Origin of the sequence: Enterobacter sp. BNK-18 (genome assembly GCF_047456135.1) — a bacterium.
GTDB lineage: Bacteria > Pseudomonadota > Gammaproteobacteria > Enterobacterales > Enterobacteriaceae > Enterobacter > Enterobacter ludwigii.
The window spans coordinates 1,162,306-1,178,492 of record NZ_CP179899.1 but is presented as its reverse complement, the minus strand read 5'-3'; the positions used below and the strand labels follow the sequence as shown (position 1 = coordinate 1,178,492).

General features: G+C 55.2%; 16 protein-coding genes. 14 read left to right on the top strand and 2 right to left on the bottom strand.

Features of this window, described 5'->3' with window-relative positions; genetic code table 11:
• Nucleotide 1: 1 nt before the first annotated feature.
• Nucleotides 2-1,030, bottom strand: coding sequence for a Mal regulon transcriptional regulator MalI (locus tag ACMGG3_RS05685; protein WP_014169810.1), 1,029 nt, complete (start codon nucleotides 1,028-1,030; stop codon nucleotides 2-4).
• A 177-nt stretch (nucleotides 1,031-1,207) separates the two neighbouring features.
• On the opposite strand from ACMGG3_RS05685, the gene malX reads away from it, so the two are divergent.
• The 3 genes from malX to add all read left to right on the top strand — a co-directional run bounded on the left by malX (nucleotide 1,208) and on the right by add (nucleotide 5,119).
• Entirely contained in the window at nucleotides 1,208-2,800 is a 1,593-nt protein-coding gene (malX, locus tag ACMGG3_RS05680) for a maltose/glucose-specific PTS transporter subunit IIBC (RefSeq protein ID WP_414149670.1), read from the top strand.
• Between the two features lie 48 nt (nucleotides 2,801-2,848).
• Nucleotides 2,849-4,021, top strand: a complete 1,173-nt coding sequence (locus ACMGG3_RS05675) for a MalY/PatB family protein (protein WP_414149669.1) — start codon at nucleotides 2,849-2,851, stop codon at nucleotides 4,019-4,021.
• Between the two features lie 96 nt (nucleotides 4,022-4,117).
• A complete protein-coding gene (add, locus tag ACMGG3_RS05670; RefSeq protein ID WP_414149668.1) occupies nucleotides 4,118-5,119 on the top strand; it encodes an adenosine deaminase in 1,002 nt (333 codons plus the stop codon).
• Nucleotides 5,120-5,164: 45 nt separating this feature from the next.
• Here the strand turns inward: add and ACMGG3_RS05665 are convergent, their stop codons facing one another.
• On the bottom strand, nucleotides 5,165-6,205 hold the full coding sequence (locus tag ACMGG3_RS05665; protein ID WP_410378574.1) for an oxidoreductase: 1,041 nt from the start codon (nucleotides 6,203-6,205) through the stop codon (nucleotides 5,165-5,167).
• A gap of 243 nt (nucleotides 6,206-6,448) precedes the next feature.
• Between ACMGG3_RS05665 and blr the strand changes: the two genes are divergently transcribed.
• The 11 genes from blr (at nucleotide 6,449) to dtpA (ending at nucleotide 16,131) form a co-directional block, all read left to right on the top strand.
• Entirely contained in the window at nucleotides 6,449-6,574 is a 126-nt protein-coding gene (gene blr, locus ACMGG3_RS05660) for a division septum protein Blr (protein WP_168112406.1), read from the top strand.
• Between the two features lie 232 nt (nucleotides 6,575-6,806).
• The gene (gene ydgT / locus ACMGG3_RS05655) at nucleotides 6,807-7,022 is read left to right on the top strand and encodes a transcription modulator YdgT (protein ID WP_006174966.1); all 216 of its coding nucleotides are present in this window, start codon (nucleotides 6,807-6,809) and stop codon (nucleotides 7,020-7,022) included.
• 86 nt (nucleotides 7,023-7,108) lie between these two features.
• A complete protein-coding gene (locus tag ACMGG3_RS05650) occupies nucleotides 7,109-7,549 on the top strand; it encodes a DUF2569 domain-containing protein (RefSeq protein ID WP_025204344.1) in 441 nt (146 codons plus the stop codon).
• Between the two features lie 76 nt (nucleotides 7,550-7,625).
• A complete protein-coding gene (gene rsxA, locus ACMGG3_RS05645; protein ID WP_014169803.1) occupies nucleotides 7,626-8,207 on the top strand; it encodes an electron transport complex subunit RsxA in 582 nt (193 codons plus the stop codon).
• Nucleotides 8,207-8,785, top strand: a complete 579-nt coding sequence (gene rsxB / locus ACMGG3_RS05640; protein WP_049022026.1) for an electron transport complex subunit RsxB — start codon at nucleotides 8,207-8,209, stop codon at nucleotides 8,783-8,785. The genes rsxA and rsxB overlap by 1 nt, the downstream gene beginning before the upstream one ends.
• The gene (rsxC, locus tag ACMGG3_RS05635) at nucleotides 8,778-11,000 is read left to right on the top strand and encodes an electron transport complex subunit RsxC (protein ID WP_014169801.1); all 2,223 of its coding nucleotides are present in this window, start codon (nucleotides 8,778-8,780) and stop codon (nucleotides 10,998-11,000) included. Before rsxB ends, rsxC begins: the two co-directional genes overlap by 8 nt.
• Complete coding sequence (gene rsxD / locus ACMGG3_RS05630; RefSeq protein ID WP_014169800.1) at nucleotides 11,001-12,053, top strand: electron transport complex subunit RsxD; 1,053 nt, start codon at nucleotides 11,001-11,003, stop codon at nucleotides 12,051-12,053.
• 10 nt (nucleotides 12,054-12,063) lie between these two features.
• Complete coding sequence (gene rsxG, locus ACMGG3_RS05625; protein WP_163304230.1) at nucleotides 12,064-12,684, top strand: electron transport complex subunit RsxG; 621 nt, start codon at nucleotides 12,064-12,066, stop codon at nucleotides 12,682-12,684.
• Nucleotides 12,685-12,686: 2 nt separating this feature from the next.
• Nucleotides 12,687-13,373 carry an electron transport complex subunit E gene (locus ACMGG3_RS05620; protein WP_020884326.1) on the top strand — a complete coding sequence of 229 codons (687 nt, stop codon included), beginning with the start codon at nucleotides 12,687-12,689 and terminating at the stop codon, nucleotides 13,371-13,373.
• The gene (gene nth, locus ACMGG3_RS05615) at nucleotides 13,370-14,005 is read left to right on the top strand and encodes an endonuclease III (protein WP_410384094.1); all 636 of its coding nucleotides are present in this window, start codon (nucleotides 13,370-13,372) and stop codon (nucleotides 14,003-14,005) included. Before ACMGG3_RS05620 ends, nth begins: the two co-directional genes overlap by 4 nt.
• Nucleotides 14,006-14,622: 617 nt before the next feature.
• Complete coding sequence (dtpA, locus tag ACMGG3_RS05610; RefSeq protein ID WP_014169796.1) at nucleotides 14,623-16,131, top strand: dipeptide/tripeptide permease DtpA; 1,509 nt, start codon at nucleotides 14,623-14,625, stop codon at nucleotides 16,129-16,131.
• Nucleotides 16,132-16,187: the final 56 nt, after the last annotated feature.

Here is a 16,187-nt window from a genome sequence, read left to right as displayed (position 1 = left end):
ACTATTTCACCGTCACTAACCGTGCCGACACAATCTGGTGCCCGGCCTGCACGTCTGCTTTTTCGATGCGCTGCATAATCCTGTCCGCCAGCGTGTAACCCATCTCCCGGGCAGGTGTGGTGGCCCAGACAATGGGCAGATCGTCCAGCGCGTTTTCACCAACGTCGGCAAATGCCCCTAACGCCACCTGGTGGCCGAAGAAGGTTTCAACCCCACCCTCGCCGCTCTGACGCCCGGCGCGGATCAGGCCAAACCAGGCCCCCATCGCAATCACCTCGTTATAGCAAATCACGGCGCTTATCGTCGGGCTACTCCGTAATAACGCGTTTATCGCTTCCGCGGCTTTCTTCTGGCTGGATTCGCATTCCACCACCCATTCACTGTGGAACGGGAGGCCGTATTTAATCAGCGTCGCGCAGTAACCGCCTACCCGCTCGGCTCGCGTCAGGGACGAGCTTTTTCCGCCAAGCCAGGCAATGCGCTGATGCCCCCGATGAATGAGATGCTCCGTCAACATTTGTGCGGCCTGCATGTTGTCCGGTCGCAGGGTATCGGCTTCGTCCAGATAACTGGCGCGCGAGGCAAACACCAGCGGCACGCCTTTTTCAGCGGCGCGCTCGCACAAGTCATTACTCACCCCCGACGCGCCGGCGACGATCACCCCGTCGACGCCCTGCGTAAGCAGCATATCCAGACGGGAAAGGAGCTGATCGGCCTCGCGACCGCCGTGAAGCAAAAAGACCATCCGTCCCTGCGCTTCAAGCGCTTCGGTCAGGCCCGCGGTCAGTTCGGCATAAAAGGGAGAGGTCAGGTCACGCACAATCAAACCGATCACACCGCTTTGGCCGCCGCGCAGCGCTGATGCCTGGCGGTTACGTACAAAGCCCAGTTGCTCAACCGCCTCGTTAACCCGTTGCCCGGTCGCGGGAGAAATGCGTCCTTTCCCGCTGAGCACCAGTGAAACGGTGCTGACGGAAACCCCCGCCGCCAGCGCGACATCGTTGATGGTGATTTTTTTCGCTACAGCCATGTGTCGGCGTGACTCCCTGAAATGAGATCGGTAAAACGTTTTATCAATATGTAATCTTTATACTACCAGTCAAAGCCTGAGAATGTGATTCAGAGCGCACTAAACTTTGATAAAACGTTTTATCTTCTCGCAGCATTGAAGCAGATAAACTGATTTTAACAATAAAGGAGTCGTTTTATGACGGCGAAAGCAGCACAAAAAATATCGCTGTGGGAATTTTTCCAGCAACTGGGTAAAACCTTTATGCTGCCCGTGGCACTCCTCTCGTTCTGCGGGATCATGCTCGGGATCGGCAGTTCGTTGAGCAGTAAGGACGTCATCACGCTGATCCCGTTCCTCGGGACACCTGTGCTGCAGGCGATCTTTATCTGGATGAGTAAAGTCGGCTCCTTCGCCTTTAGCTTCCTGCCGGTGATGTTCTGTATTGCTATCCCGCTGGGTCTGGCACGCGAGAACAAAGGCGTGGCCGCCTTTGCCGGGTTTGTCGGTTATGCGGTAATGAACCTTGCGGTGAACTTCTGGCTGACGGCTAAAGGCATTCTGCCCACCACCGATGCCGCCGTGCTTAAAGCGAACAACATTCAGAGCGTTATCGGGATTCAGTCCATTGATACCGGGATCCTCGGCGCGGTGATCGCCGGGGTGATTATCTGGATGCTGCATGAGCACTTCCACAATATCCGCCTGCCTGATGCGCTGGCGTTCTTCGGGGGCACCCGCTTTGTACCCATTGTAACCCTTGTGGTCATGGGTCTGTTTGGCCTTATTATTCCGCTGATCTGGCCAGTCTTTGCGCTGGGGATTAACGGGATTGGCCGCATCATCAACGGTGCGGGCGATTTTGGTCCGATGATCTTCGGAACCGGCGAACGTCTGCTGCTGCCGTTTGGTTTGCAACATATTCTGGTGGCGCTGATCCGCTTTACCGAAGCGGGCGGCACAATGGAGGTGTGCGGACACGATGTGAGCGGTGCGCTGACCATCTTCCAGGCACAGCTGAGCTGCCCGACCACGCACGGCTTCTCTGAAAGTGCGACCCGCTTCCTGTCACAGGGTAAAATGCCGGCCTTCCTCGGCGGCTTGCCGGGTGCGGCGCTGGCCATGTATCACTGTGCTCGTCCGGAAAACCGCCATAAAATTAAAGGGCTGCTGATTTCCGGGGTCATCGCCTGCGTCGTGGGCGGTACAACGGAGCCAATCGAATTCCTGTTCCTGTTTGTCGCGCCAGTGCTGTATCTCATCCACGCGGTACTGACCGGTCTGGGCTTCACCGTGATGGCGGTGCTGGGCGTCACCATCGGGAATACCGACGGCAACGTCATCGACTTTGTGGTGTTCGGGATCCTGCACGGGTTGTCGACCAAATGGTACCTGGTACCGGTGGTGGCCGCTATCTGGTTCGCGGTGTACTACGGCATTTTCCGCTTCGCCATCACCCGCTTTAACCTCAAAACGCCTGGACGGGATACCGATACCGCCAGCAGCGTTGAGCAGGCTGTTGCAGGTACCGTGGGTAAGTCCGGCTATAACACCCCTGCTATTCTGGCGGCGCTGGGCGGTGCGGATAACATTACCTCTCTGGATAACTGCATCACCCGACTGCGCCTGTCGGTGGCGGACATGTCGAAAGTGGACACCAACGCCCTGAAAGCCAACCGGGCCATCGGCGTGGTACAGTTAAATCAACATAATTTGCAGGTGGTTATCGGCCCGCAGGTTCAGTCAGTGAAAGATGAGCTGGCAACCCTGATGCGTACAGTGGAAGCCTGATGCCTCACCCCCTCGCGCTGAGGGGGTTTTTCTTTAAGGACTTGAGTCATGTTCGATTTTTCAACCGTCGTGGATCGACACGGCACCTGGTGCACGCAGTGGGACTATGTCGCCGACCGCTTTGGCGCGGCCGATCTGCTGCCCTTCACCATTTCCGATATGGATTTCGCGACCGCGCCCTGCATCACCGAAGCGCTGCACCAGCGTATTCATCACGGGGTGTTTGGCTACAGCCGCTGGAAAAATGAAGAGTTTCTCGCCGCTGTGGCGCACTGGTTCCGGCAGCGCTTTAACAGCCACATTGATACCGACTCGCTCGTGTACGGGCCTTCCGTTATTTATATGGTATCCGAACTGATTCGCCTCTGGTCAACTCCCGGCGACGGCGTGGTGGTCCATACCCCCGCTTACGATGCGTTCTATAAGGCCATCGAGGGGAATGCCCGCCAGGTGGTCGGCGTGGCGATGGAAAAACATGCCACGGGCTGGCAGGGAAATAGGGCCGCACTTGAGGCGGCGCTGGCAAAACCGGAAAACAAAATTTTGCTGCTGTGCAGCCCGCAAAATCCCACGGGTAAAGTCTGGACCCGTGAAGAGCTGAGTCACATGGCAGAACTGTGCGCCCGTTATGACGTGGCGGTGATTAGCGATGAAATTCATATGGACATGGTGTGGGGAGGCCGTCGCCATACGCCGTGGAATGAAGTGGCACGCGGTAAATGGGCACTTCTGAGCTCTGGTTCAAAAAGTTTTAACATACCGGCGCTCACCGGTGCCTGGGGGCTGATTGGCGATGAAGAGAGCCTTAACGGTTACCTCAGCGCATTAAAAGGTCGTGACGGGCTCTCTTCCCCTTCCGTACTGGCGCTGACGGCCCACATTGCTGCCTATCAGCAGGGAGAGCCATGGCTGGATGCGTTGCGGGCGTATCTGGAGGAAAATCTGGCGTACATTGCACGCGAATTACACCGCGCGTTTCCGACGCTCGACTGGCAGCCACCCGAAGCCACGTATCTGGCCTGGATCGATTTGCGTCCACTCAACCTTGACGACAAAATGCTACAAAAAGTCCTGATTGAGCAGCAAAAGGTCGCCATCATGCCAGGATACACCTACGGCGAAGAGGGTAACGGTTTTGTCCGTCTGAACGCGGGATGCCCGCGTAGCAAGCTTGAGCAAGGGGTTCAGCGGCTGATCGCCGGCATAACGACGCTCCTGTAATCAGATTGCGCAACGGAATATTCCCTTGCGCAAATAGCTTTTTACCTCGTTTTGTTTTTATAATATGACGCACTTTAACCAGAAAAGAGTGCGACCATGATTGATACACGCCTGCCACTAACTGATATTCACCGCCATCTTGACGGTAACATTCGTGCCCAAACCATCCTCGATCTTGGCCGCCAGTACAATCTCACGCTCCCTGCACAAACGATTGAGACCCTAATCCCCCACGTTCAGGTCACCTCAAATGAACCGGATCTGGTCAGTTTCCTGAGCAAACTCGACTGGGGCGTGAAGATGCTGGCCTCGCTGGATGCCTGCCGCCGTGTTGCTTTCGAAAATATTGAAGATGCCGCCCGTAATGGCCTGCACTACGTTGAACTGCGCTTTTCGCCAGGCTATATGGCGATGACCCACAACCTGCCCGTTGCAGGCGTGGTTGAAGCGGTAATTGACGGCGTGCGCGAAGGGTGTAAAACCTTCGACGTTCAGGCTCGCCTGATTGGCATTATGAGCCGTACCTTCGGTGAAGCGGCCTGCCTGCAGGAGCTGGAAGGGTTACTGGCACATCGTGATGCGATCGCTGCCGTTGACCTGGCGGGTGATGAACTCGGCTTCCCGGGCAGTTTGTTCCTTTCTCATTTCAACCGCGCGCGTGACGCCGGCTGGCACATTACCGTGCATGCCGGTGAAGCGGCAGGCCCTGAAAGCATCTGGCAGGCCATCCGTGAGCTGGGTGCAGAGCGTATCGGTCATGGTGTCAAAGCCGTTGAAGATCGCGCCCTGATGGATTTCCTTGCCGAGCAGCGTATTGGTATTGAATCGTGTTTGACGTCCAATATTCAGACCAGCACAGTGGCATCACTGGCGCATCACCCGCTGAAAACCTTCCTGGAGCACGGTGTTCTGGCCTCACTGAACACGGACGATCCGGCAGTACAGGGCGTGGATATTATTCATGAGTACACCGTCGCCGCACCGCAGGCTGGCCTGACTCAGGATCAGATCCGCCAGGCGCAGATTAACGGCCTGGACATCGCCTTCCTGACGCCAGCAGAGAAACAGGCGCTGCGGGATAAGGTCGCCCGCGGCTAAGCCCGTTGCCGGGTGGGGTCGTCCCCTTACCCGGCTTTGTCAGAATCACGCCAGACAGAGCGTTGCGCGGTGTTTGGCTGATTCAATCCCCAGTTCAATCAATTCCATAATCTGAATCGCCTGGCTGGCCGGAACCGGGTTATCCCCCGTCCCGTTTAGCGCATCACGGATAGCGGCATAATACGCCGGATAGTTACCCGGGATCGTCAGTAACGTTTCTTCAACCCTCTCCTCACCTTCCACCCGCGTCACAACCCCGTCCCGCATGTCATAGCCCCAGTCTTCCTGCGGCAAACGCTCGCCGTTTTTCAGGCGTTCTTCCTGAGGATCGAGACCAAACTTCACATAGCTCCCGCGCGTACCGTGAAGGATATAACGCGCTGATTCGGCGGCTGCCACCATTGTCCCGTGCAGTACAATACGCCGCTGCGGGTAACTCAAGATGGCATGAAAGTAGTCGGTGGTTTGCGCTCCGGGTCTGAGCTGGGCCAGATCGACCGTCATGCTGACCGGTAGGCCAAACAAATTTACGGCCTGATCGAGAAGATGCGGCGCTAAATCGTACCAGATGCCGCTGCCCGGCCCGGCTTGCTCACGCCAGCGGTTTCGGACCTGAGGGCGGAACCGGTCAAAGTGCGATTCAAAAAAGAGGATTTCGCCCAGCGTGCCTTCATTAAGGAGCGCTTTTACCGTCAGGAAATCACTGTCCCAGCGGCGGTTATGAAATACCGAAAGCACTCTGCCAAAACTTTTTGCCAACGCATCCAGTTCGCGCGCCTGTGACAACGTCACCGTGAAGGGTTTATCGACAATAACGTGCTTACCGGCTTCCAGTGCTGCCTTTGCCAGCGGAAAATGCGTGTCATTGGGGGTGGGAATGACGATCAAATCAATATTAGGGTCGTTAAAAAGATGCTTAGGTTCAGAAACAACCGGCACGGAGGGCCAGTCGGCATGCACTTTCGTGGCATTGCTACTGGAAACTGCCGCCAGCGCCATGCCCGGCGTCCCGGCAATCAGAGGCGCATGAAAAGTCTTGCTCGCGTAACCGTAACCAATAAGCCCGACGCGGATGCTATCACTCATAATGTTGCCCTCTTTTATGACTATCTTATTTCACACTGGCTACTCTGACGTTCTTACAGATTAATCATGTGCCATATGACGTAAAATAGCAGGCTATGCCGGTTGTTTTTGTTACATAGATTTAACGTTCTGATTTTGTTTAGGGGAACCGTTCCCAAAGCACTTGCCGCGGGGGAAACGGCGCTGTAACATTTGCAACCTGTATTTATGGATAAATTACACGTACCAGTCATGACGTCAATTATTAATCGAATCATTGAATTAGCGGGATGGATTGTCCTTGGGGTATCGGTCATTTTGCTTGGCGTTGCCAGCCATATCGATAACTACCAGCCGCCGGAGCCTGTCACCGTCGCCCAACCTAAGTAACCGGTTACCGCAATAAAGAGTGACATAATATGTCAGTTACTTATTGCCAGCCCTGGTGAACACGGTTAACCTTCTCTTCCAGGCATCGTCTGATGCCTGTACTTTCAGCAAAGAAAACTCCTAATTTAGTCGCGTTATCTGAGTGGGCTGTTTACGTCTTTATTAATCCGTTTATTATTCGGACGAATTACCTTAACTGGTATTACTCACTTTTATATGGAAACTTATTAATATGACAGTTCAGGACTATTTATTAAAATTTCGCAAGATCAATTCGCTTGAGAGCCTGGAAAAACTGTTTGACCATCTGAACTACACGCTGTCGGATAATCAGGAAATCATCAATATGTATCGCGCCGCTGACCACCGCCGTGCGGAGCTGGTCTCCGGTGGCCGTTTGTTCAACGTCGGTGAAGTGCCTAAGTCTGTATGGCGCTACGTTTTATAAGAAAGTAGCCATCCGCGCGAAATGTTATATACTCTCCGCCCTGCAAACTGGCTGTACAACATTTCGCGCAGATTATGGGAGAGTTCATGACCGCAACGCCTGGAGAACGAATTGGAGGCTGGTTAATCGCCCCACTGGCATGGCTGCTGGTTGCCTTATTAAGCGCATCACTTGCGCTGCTGCTTTATACCACCGCACTGATTACACCTCATGCAATCCAGACCCTGATGTCGCAAAGTGTGCTTAATATTACGATGTGGTTTGTGTCGTTCGTTTTTGCGATCGGGATGTGGTACTACACGCTATGGCTGACCATTGCCTTCTTTAAGCGCCGTAAGGGTGTCCCTAAACACTACATTATCTGGCTGCTGATTTCGGTCCTGCTGGCGGTGAAAGCCTTTGCTTTTTCGCCAGTTTCTGATGCCCTGGCCGTTCGCCAGCTGCTTTTTCCGTTACTGGCTGCGGCGCTGCTGGTGCCCTATTTCAAGCGTTCGACGCGGGTGAAGAACACCTTTGTGAACCCGTAATAACCTTACAGATAACCTGTTGTCGCCTGCGGTGGTTTGTCCGATAATAGGCGGCTTTTTTATTTCAGGCTAAATAATGACCGATTACTTACTGCTCTTTGTCGGCACTGTGCTGGTTAACAACTTCGTCCTGGTGAAGTTCCTTGGCCTGTGTCCATTTATGGGGGTTTCCAAAAAGCTGGAAACTGCAATGGGCATGGGGCTGGCCACCACCTTCGTGATGACGATGGCGTCTATCTGCGCGTGGTTGATTGATAACTGGATCCTCATCCCGCTGGATTTAATCTATCTGCGTACGCTGTCCTTTATTCTGGTCATCGCGGTGGTAGTGCAATTCACAGAAATGGTGGTGCGTAAAACCAGCCCGGCTCTCTATCGCCTGCTGGGTATCTTCCTGCCGCTGATTACCACCAACTGTGCAGTACTTGGCGTGGCGCTGCTGAACATCAACCTTGGGCATAATTTCATGCAATCGGCGCTGTACGGTTTTTCTGCCGCCGTCGGTTTCTCTCTGGTGATGGTGCTGTTCGCCTCGATTCGCGAGCGTCTGGCAGCAGCGGATATCCCTGCGCCATTCCGCGGTAACGCGATCGCCCTGGTGACAGCAGGTTTAATGTCTCTGGCCTTTATGGGCTTTAGTGGTCTGGTGAAGTTGTAATGAGTACTATCTGGATAGCCATCGCCTCTATCAGCGTGCTGGGGTTGGTGTTTGGCCTTATTCTGGGTTACGCCTCCCGCCGTTTCGCGGTAGAGGACGATCCTGTTGTAGAAAAAATCGATGAGCTTCTGCCGCAAAGCCAGTGCGGGCAGTGTGGCTATCCTGGCTGCCGCCCCTATGCCGAAGCGGTAGGCGTGCAGGGTGAAAAAATTAACCGCTGCGCACCCGGCGGTGAAGCGGTAATGCTGAAAATAGCCGCCCTGCTTAACGTTGACCCGCAACCTGTTGACGGCGATGAAGATGTGCAGGAGCCGGTTCGCGCCCTCGCCGTGATTGACGAAGCGAACTGCATCGGCTGCACAAAATGCATTCAGGCATGCCCTGTCGACGCCATCGTTGGCGCAACGCGTGCCATGCACACCGTCGTGGCGGATCTGTGCACCGGCTGTAACCTCTGCGTGGCACCCTGCCCGACGCAATGTATCGCGTTGCGCCCGGTTGAACCGACTACCGAAAGCTGGAAGTGGGATCTTCAAACCATTCCGGTTCGCATCATTCCTGTGGAACAACATGCTTAAGTTATTTTCTGCTTTCAGAAAAGAGAAGATTTGGGACTTTGACGGTGGTATCCATCCACCTGAAATGAAAACCCAGTCCAACGGCACGCCGCTTCGCCAAATTCCGCTGGCGTCCCGTTACGTCATGCCGCTGAAACAGCATATCGGTGCTGAGGGTGAACTGTGCGTGAAAGAAGGCGATACCGTCCTTCGCGGCCAGCCGTTAACGTTCGGTCGCGGACGTATGCTGCCGGTCCACGCTCCGACGTCCGGTACAGTGGTGGCGATCGCCCCCCATACCGTAGCACACCCCTCTGCGCTCTCCGAACTGAGCGTCATTATTGAAGCCGACGGAGAAGACCGCTGGATAGACCGTGACGGCTGGAGCGACTACCGCAACCGGAGCCGCGAAGCGCTTATCGAGCGTATTCATCAATTCGGCGTTGCCGGCCTGGGCGGCGCGGGGTTCCCTACTGGCGTCAAACTGCACGGCGGCGGCGATAAAATTCAGACTCTGATCATCAATGCAGCAGAATGTGAACCCTACATCACCGCCGACGATCGTCTGATGCAGGACTGCGCCGCGCAGGTCGTGGAAGGGATCCGCATTCTTGCCCATATTCTGCAGCCACGCGAAGTGCTGATTGGCATTGAAGATAACAAGCCACAGGCTATTTCGATGCTGCGTGCCGTCCTCAACGGCAGCCACGATATCGGCCTGCGCGTTATCCCAACCAAGTACCCCTCTGGCGGTGCCAAACAGCTGACGCAAATTCTGACCGGCAAGCAGGTTCCGCATGGCGGACGCTCTTCGGACATCGGGGTGCTGATGCAAAACGTCGGGACAGCCTACGCCGTGAAACGTGCGGTGGTGGACGGTGAACCGCTGACCGAGCGCGTGGTTACGCTGACCGGTGAATCTGTCGCACGTCCGGGCAACGTCTGGGCGCGTCTGGGTACGCCGGTTCGTCATCTGCTGGAACAGGCTGATTTTTGCCCGGGCAGCGACCAGATGGTGATCATGGGTGGCCCGCTGATGGGCTTTACCCTGCCGTGGCTCGATGTCCCGGTAGTAAAAATCACAAACTGCCTGCTTGCCCCCTCCCCGACCGAAATGGGTGAAGAGCAGGAGGAGAAAGGCTGTATCCGCTGCAGCGCCTGTGCCGATGCCTGTCCGGCGGATTTACTTCCGCAACAATTGTACTGGTACAGCAAAGGTCAGCTGCACGATAAAGCGCAGGCCCATAACCTGGCCGACTGCATCGAATGCGGTGCCTGCGCCTGGGTCTGCCCAAGTAACATTCCTCTGGTGCAGTACTTCCGCCAGGAGAAGGCCGAGATTTATGCCATCTCCATGGAAGAGAAACGCGCAGCCGAAGCGAAAGCGCGTTTTGAAGCGCGTCAGGCGCGTCTGGAGCGTGAAAAACTGGCCCGTCAGGCGCGTCACAAACAGGCAGCAGTTCAGCCCGGCGAAAAAGACCAGGATGCGATTAATGCCGCACTGGCACGCGTGCGGGAGAAAAAAGCGACGGCAGCCCAGACCGTGGTGATCCCGGCCGGTGAAAAACCGGATAACAGCGAAGCGATTGCCGCCCGCGAAGCGCGTAAAGCGGCTGCGCGCGCCCGTCAGGCAGAAAAAGCACAGTCAGCCTCCTCTGACGCTGAGATCGATCCGCGTAAAGCCGCCGTTGAAGCCGCCATTGCCCGCGCCAAAGCCCGTAAGGCCGGCGAGCAAAACGTGGTAGTTGAACAAGAAGCGGAGGCCGTAGATCCCCGTAAAGCGGCTGTTGAAGCGGCGATCGCTCGCGCCAAAGCGCGTAAGGCCGGCGAGCAAAACGTGGTGGTTGAGCAAGAAGTGGAGGCCGTAGATCCCCGTAAAGCGGCTGTTGAAGCGGCGATCGCGCGCGCTAAAGCGCGCAAAGCAGCGGCGCAGACTGAAACCGCTACGCCTGAAGCCCCCGTCGACCCGCGTAAAGCGGCTGTCGAAGCCGCCATTGCCCGTGCCAAAGCGCGTAAAGCGGCGGCGCAGCCTGAAGCCGCTGAACCTGAAGCACCTGTCGACCCGCGTAAGGCGGCTGTTGAAGCCGCCATTGCCCGCGCCAAGGCCCGCAAAGCAGCACAGCAGGAAGAACAGCAGCCGGCCGCAAACGACGACCCACGTAAAGCCGCAGTCGCCGCCGCCATTGCGCGCGTTCAGGCGAAGAAAGCCGCACAGCAAGCAGTTAACGAGGATTAAATGGTTTTCAGAATCGCAAGTTCCCCTTACACCCATAATCAGCGCCAGACATCACGCATCATGATGCTGGTGTGCCTGGCGGCGCTGCCGGGCATTGCCGTTCAGTGCTGGTTTTTCGGCTGGGGAACGCTGTTCCAGATAGTGCTGGGTTGTGCCAGCGCCTTAGGGGCAGAAGCCCTGGTGCTTAAACTGCGTAAGCTGGCGGTTTCCCGCATCCTTGCCGATAACTCAGCACTGCTGACTGGCCTGTTGCTGGCAATCAGTATTCCACCGTTTGCTCCGTGGTGGATGGTGGTGCTCGGTACGGTGTTTGCAGTCATTATTGCCAAACAACTTTATGGTGGGCTGGGCCATAACCCGTTCAACCCGGCGATGATTGGCTACGTCGTACTGCTGATCTCCTTCCCGGTTCAGATGACCAGCTGGTTGCCGCCGCATGACATTGCCGCGACGGTACCCGGCTTTATGGATGCCCTGCACGTTATCTTTACCGGCCATACCGCGCTCGGTGCGGATATGAACGCGCTGCGTATGGGCGTGGATGGCATCAGCCAGGCCACACCACTCGATACGTTTAAAACCTCCCTGCATGCCGGGCACTCCGTCGATCAGATTATGAAATCTGCCATCTTCAGCGGCATGCTGGCGGGCGCGGGCTGGCAGTGGGTGAACCTTGCTTATTTGCTGGGCGGGCTGTTCCTGCTGCAGCAGAAAGCGATCCGCTGGCATATTCCGGTCAGCTTCCTCGTGACGCTGGCGGTCTGCGCCACACTGGGATGGGTGTTCTCGCCAGAATCGCTCGCCAGCCCACAGATGCATCTGCTCTCGGGGGCAACCATGCTGGGTGCGTTCTTTATCCTGACCGATCCGGTAACGGCATCTACCACGAACCGTGGTCGCCTGATCTTCGGTGCGCTGGCTGGCTTGCTGGTGTGGCTCATCCGCAGCTTTGGCGGTTACCCGGACGGTGTGGCATTCGCGGTTCTGCTTGCAAACATCACCGTTCCGCTCATCGACTACTACACGCGTCCGCGCGTGTACGGCCACCGTTAAGGGTTTCGCGATGCTGAAAACAATGCAAAAACACGGCGTCACGCTGGCCATTTTCGCCGCGGTCCTCACCGGACTGACGGCCCTGGTGAACAACCTGACCAAATCGACCATCGACGAACAGGCGGTGAAGCAGCAAAAAGCCCTGTTCGATCAGGTGATCCCCCCTGATTTCTACGATAATGACCTGCAGAAAAGTTGCTTCGTGGTCCAGGCACCTCAGTTAGGGAAAGGCCCGCACCGCGTCTTTATTGCCCGTAAGGGGGATAATGCGGTAGGCGCGGTGATGGAAGCGACGGCGCCCGATGGCTACTCCGGGGCGATTCAACTGCTGGTCGGCAGCGATTTCTCCGGTACCGTGTTGGGTACGCGCGTGACGGAACATCATGAGACGCCAGGCCTGGGGGATAAAATTGAAACCCGTCTGAGCGACTGGATTTTGCATTTTGCCGGAAAAGTGATCCACGGCGAAGCGGATCCTGCGTTTGCTGTGAAAAAGGATGGCGGCGAGTTTGACCAGTTCACGGGGGCAACCATTACCCCACGGGCCGTGGTCAATGCCGTAAAACGAGCCGGGCTGTATGCGGAAACGCTGCCCGCGCAGATGAACAATCTTACGGCCTGTGAGGAGTAATCATGAGCCAGGTTAAAGAGGTTATCGTCCAGGGATTGTGGAAGAACAACTCCGCGCTGGTACAGCTGCTGGGGATGTGCCCGCTGCTGGCGGTGACATCCACCGCCACCAACGCGCTGGGTCTGGGGCTGGCAACCACGCTGGTTCTCACCCTGACCAATCTGTCCATCTCTGCCCTGCGCCGCTGGACGCCATCGGAAATCCGTATTCCGATTTACGTCATGATCATCGCGTCGGTGGTGAGTATCGTCCAGATGCTGATTAACGCTTATGCGTTCGGCCTGTATCAGTCGCTCGGGATCTTTATTCCCCTCATCGTAACCAACTGTATTGTGGTCGGGCGCGCGGAAGCTTTTGCCGTGAAAAACAGCCCGGCGATGTCGGCTCTGGATGGTTTCTCTATTGGTATGGGGGCAACCGGTGCCATGTTCGTACTCGGCTCAATGCGTGAGATCCTGGGTAACGGAACGCTGTTTGATGGCGCAGATGCGCTGCTCGGCGGCTGGGCTAAAGCGCTGCGCATCGAAGTCTTCCACACCGATACGCCGTTCCTGCTGGCCATGCTGCCGCCAGGCGCGTTTATTGGCCTCGGCATGATGCTGGCGATAAAATACCTGATTGATGAAAAACGTAAGCGCCGCGCGGCTGAGCGCAGCGTACAGGAAGGGATACCCGAGAAGGCCTCATGAATAAAGAAAAGCGCATTGCGATCCTGACCCGTCTGCGGGATGAGAACCCACATCCGACGACGGAGCTGAATTTTAACTCCGCGTTCGAGCTGTTGATCGCCGTGCTGCTCTCTGCGCAGGCTACCGACGTGAGCGTTAATAAGGCGACCGCCCTGCTTTATCCGGTCGCCAACACGCCAAAGGCGATGCTGGAACTGGGCGTTGACGGGGTGAAGTCCTATATCAAAACCATCGGTCTGTTTAACAGCAAGGCTGAGAACGTGATCAAAACCTGCCGGATCCTGCTGGAACAGCACGGGGGTGAAGTGCCGGAAGATCGCGCCGCGCTGGAAGCATTACCCGGCGTGGGACGTAAGACTGCGAATGTGGTACTTAACACCGCGTTTGGCTGGCCGACTATCGCCGTTGATACCCATATTTTCCGCGTCTCTAACCGCACTAACTTCGCACCGGGCAAGAATGTCGAGCAGGTTGAAGAGAAACTGCTAAAAGTGGTTCCCGCCGAATTTAAGGTGGATTGCCATCACTGGCTCATTCTCCATGGCCGTTATACCTGTATTGCCCGTAAGCCTCGCTGTGGCTCCTGTATTATCGAAGATCTCTGCGAGTACAAAGAGAAAGTGTATCCCTGATATCTTGCGCTTTTCGTTTTCTGACGCAACGGCAATTCCTTACCAAGAGAGGGTCTACCAGAAGACCTTCTTTTGACCATAATTTATCCGCCTTCCTTACCGCTTCCCTTATCACTTGTTCGAGCCTTTAACGCTCAAACAGGTTAATACTTTTTTCATAGCCGAAAATTTCTATACATATGTGATCAAGATCACCCTGATAACTTCGTGTTGAATTTTTGTTGTTAAAAGCGGCGTAAACCCTTTGCCAGACAAGATCAAACTCATCATGAGCAACACATAAGACCAGCTATTTTTCAGAATATGGGCTATATCACTGCAATAAACCTCAAATAGCAGAACATATCGCCACTGAGGGCAAATTATGGGTGAATGCCAGTCAAAAAAACTCCCTTTACAGATCGTATGAAATTTAACGCTGAATAACATTTGTATGAACCGCCGATTATAGCGGCCCAGTTATATGTAACAGATTATTACAAACGTATTGCCAGACGGTGCAGGATAGTGAACATTACCCGCCGTTTCTCCTCCCAATATAACTATAAGGCGGATGGACTACGGCCATCACGCGATGAACACCCCCGTTAATATGGGATGTAAAAAAAGAGGTATATGTGTCGACTGCAAACAATAAACCAACAGATGAAAGCGTAAGTCTTAACGCTTTTAAACAACCTAAAGCGTTCTATCTCATCTTCTCTATCGAGTTATGGGAGCGTTTTGGTTATTACGGCCTGCAAGGGATCATGGCGGTTTACCTGGTAAAACAGCTGGGTATGTCCGAAGCAGATTCCATTACGCTGTTCTCCTCTTTCAGTGCCCTGGTGTACGGTCTGGTCGCTATCGGCGGCTGGCTGGGTGATAAAGTCCTCGGGACTAAACGTGTCATTATGCTGGGTGCGATTGTCCTGGCCGTTGGCTATGCGCTGGTTGCATGGTCTGGTCACGATGCCGCTGTGGTGTATATGGGTATGGCGACTATCGCCGTCGGTAACGGTCTGTTCAAAGCGAACCCGTCTTCCCTGCTCTCTACCTGTTACAACAAAGATGACCCGCGTCTGGACGGTGCATTCACCATGTACTACATGTCCGTGAACATCGGTTCCTTCTTCTCCATGCTGGCAACCCCGTGGCTGGCCGCTAAATTCGGCTGGAGCGTTGCGTTCTCCCTGTCCGTTGTCGGTATGCTGATCACCGTGGTTAACTTTGCCTTCTGCAAACGCTGGGTAAAAGACTACGGCTCCAAACCAGACTTCGAACCGGTTCACATTGGCAAACTGCTGGCGACCATTGTCGGCGTGGTGATCCTCGCGGCAATCGCAACCTGGCTGCTGCATAACCAGGGCATCGCGCGTGCCGTTCTGGGTGTGGTTGCGCTGGGTATCGTGATCATCTTCGCGAAAGAAGCCTTCGCCATGCAGGGTGCCGCTCGTCGTAAGATGATTGTGGCCTTCATTCTGATGCTGGAAGCGATTATCTTCTTCGTTCTGTACAGCCAGATGCCAACGTCTCTGAACTTCTTCGCTATCCGTAACGTTGAACACTCAATCCTGGGTATCGCGTTCGAGCCGGAACAGTATCAGGCCCTGAACCCGTTCTGGATCATGATTGGTAGCCCGATTCTGGCTGCTATCTATAACAAAATGGGCGACCGTCTGCCGATGCCGCACAAATTTGCTATCGGTATGCTGCTGTGTTCTGGCGCATTCCTGGTACTGCCGCTGGGTACGAAATTTGCGACTGACGCCGGTATCGTCTCCGTTAACTGGCTGATCCTGAGCTATGCGCTGCAGTCTATCGGTGAACTGATGATCTCCGGTCTGGGCCTGGCGATGGTTGCACAACTGGTTCCTCAGCGTCTGATGGGCTTCATCATGGGTAGCTGGTTCCTGACCACTGCGGGTGCCGCCATCATCGCAGGTAAAATTGCAAACCTGATGGCCGTGCCGGATAACGTGACTGACCCACTGGTCTCTCTGAACGTCTACGGTACCGTGTTCATGCAGATTGGTATTGCTACTGCGGTTATCGCGGTTCTGATGATGCTGACTGCGCCGAAGCTGAATCGCATGACTCAGGACGACGACAAGACGGCGAAAGCGACCGAAACCGCTACCGCATAATGTCACTGAGAAACGACTGAACAGAAGCCGCTAATGTATTAGCGGCTTTTTTTTTA